At 36.9% G+C, this 1,775-nt stretch carries 3 protein-coding genes; all 3 read right to left on the bottom strand.

Annotation, left to right across the window (positions count from 1 at the left end):
- Positions 1–252, bottom strand: a 252-nt coding sequence (locus tag F6K38_RS41065; protein ID WP_287360580.1) for a type II toxin-antitoxin system RelE family toxin, incomplete at its 3' end; no start/stop codon positions are given.
- Positions 249–488: a RelB antitoxin-like protein gene (locus F6K38_RS44720; protein ID WP_502708080.1), complete on the bottom strand. Its 240-nt coding sequence runs from the start codon at positions 486–488 to the stop codon at positions 249–251. The genes F6K38_RS44720 and F6K38_RS41065, both read right to left, overlap by 4 nt.
- 607 nt (positions 489–1,095) lie before the next feature.
- Positions 1,096–1,749, bottom strand: a complete 654-nt coding sequence (locus F6K38_RS41075; RefSeq protein ID WP_502709665.1) for a DUF938 domain-containing protein — start codon at positions 1,747–1,749, stop codon at positions 1,096–1,098.
- Positions 1,750–1,775: the final 26 nt, after the last annotated feature.

Consider the following 1,775-nt stretch of genomic DNA (forward strand, 5'->3'; position numbering starts at 1 on the left):
AAATTCTCGTCTATGGAGAACACGGGAGAATATGATAGTATCGCCTTTTATAAAAAAACCAATTCTATAATCCCCTAAACGAATTCGATATGCATTTTCTTCTCCTTTTAATTTTTTGATGTTTTTGATATCCCTAAGATTTTGACAGGAAATAATATCCTGAAACGTAAACTTTTTAATCGTTCTATAAACGGGCGTGCTTTTCAGAGATTTAAGATCTTTAAGAAAGGTTGGAAGATATTCGGTTTTCATTCCTTATCTAGTTCTGCTAATGCTTCTTCCAAACTTAAGGGAGTTTCATCTTTAACTTCCATCATAGCACGATATAGTCCTTCATCTTCAAAGCTTTCAATTAAACGTTCATAGTCCTGAAAATCAATTAATACTTTCTCGATATTACCTTTATTATCGGCAATTAATTCTTGTGCTAATGGATAATCTTTATGGTTTCTTGTTTCCTCTTGATTGCAGAAACTTTTGACTCCAATCTTAACTATATAAATAGCTACTGGAGTCGCCAATGCCACGGGCAAATTTACCGACTGCACTAAATACGGAATCAAAGTAGTAATTCCTCCAGCGAGTAGATCATTTTTAAATTCATCTTGACAAATTATATGGCGACACCGCCTGGCTAAATTTTGCAACCAACTCTCTTTTATATCTATTCTGTCGATTCCGGCTTCCGAAGCTATAATTTCAGTCGCATACTCCAAATCTCCTTCCTCTTCTTCTATCTCATTTAGGGCAGCCAAAGCCTCTGGATAATTTGCCAATTGATACCGAAATTGCTCAATTTCTTCTCGTGTAACTGTAATCATATAATTCTTCGTTTTAAATACTTAATTTTATTATAGCAATTTTAAATTATTTTAGTTGATGTAGTGTGGGCAGTAAGTATCATAGCGATGGTAACCTTTGAAATTGGTCTTAGGCACTGCCCACCCTACGATGATTTTTATTCTCTTTAGCATGCATGCTAAAGGCATGCATGCCTTGCGCGTAGCACTATATCCAAGTAGGGTGGGCAGTGCTTATCAAAGCAACTACAAGTTTTAGGATGGGTCTTAGGCACTGCCCACCCTACGATTTTACTTACATGTGTTTAAATACTACTGAAAGATTATTAGCTGGCATTTGATAAGTTTTTTCAAGGATGAGATTATGAGTATTAGCAACGTCTACAACATCTTCTAAATTACGTACTCCCCATTCTGGGTTTTGTTCTCGTAAATAGGAGTCAAAATCAGCATTGGAAAGTGCAGTATGTTTATTACCTTGTTTGTAGGGACCGTATAAATATAGAATATCTCCTGATGAAAGGATACGACCAGCACCTGCCATTAATCCTAAACAAGTAGACCATGGTGAAATGTGAATCATATTAATGTTCACCATCGCTACAATATCTGGTATTTCTGATAGTATTTCCGTTTCTACTTTCCAAACTGGCTGACTGACATCAATATCAAGGGGTTGATGGAGGTTGTCGCTAGGGTAATCTTTAGCCCAGGCGATAATACTTTCACGGAGGGAAGCATTGATATCGGAAGGAATCCATTTTCGAGGGTTTAACTGTTGTGCAAAATAGATAGCATGTTCTCCGGTACCGCTAGCAATTTCTAAAATTGTGCCAGTGGCTGGTAGTATCTCTAAAAGTACTTTTAAAATTGGTTCCCGGTTGCGCTGGGTTGCTGCAGCGTATTTTCTGCTGTCCACTAATTCTTCTCCCCGATAATGATATAGCAATTCTACAACTTGTGAGGTACAAATTT

The organism is Moorena sp. SIO3B2 (genome assembly GCF_010692525.1).
Classification (GTDB): Bacteria; Cyanobacteriota; Cyanobacteriia; order Cyanobacteriales; family Coleofasciculaceae; genus Moorena; species Moorena producens.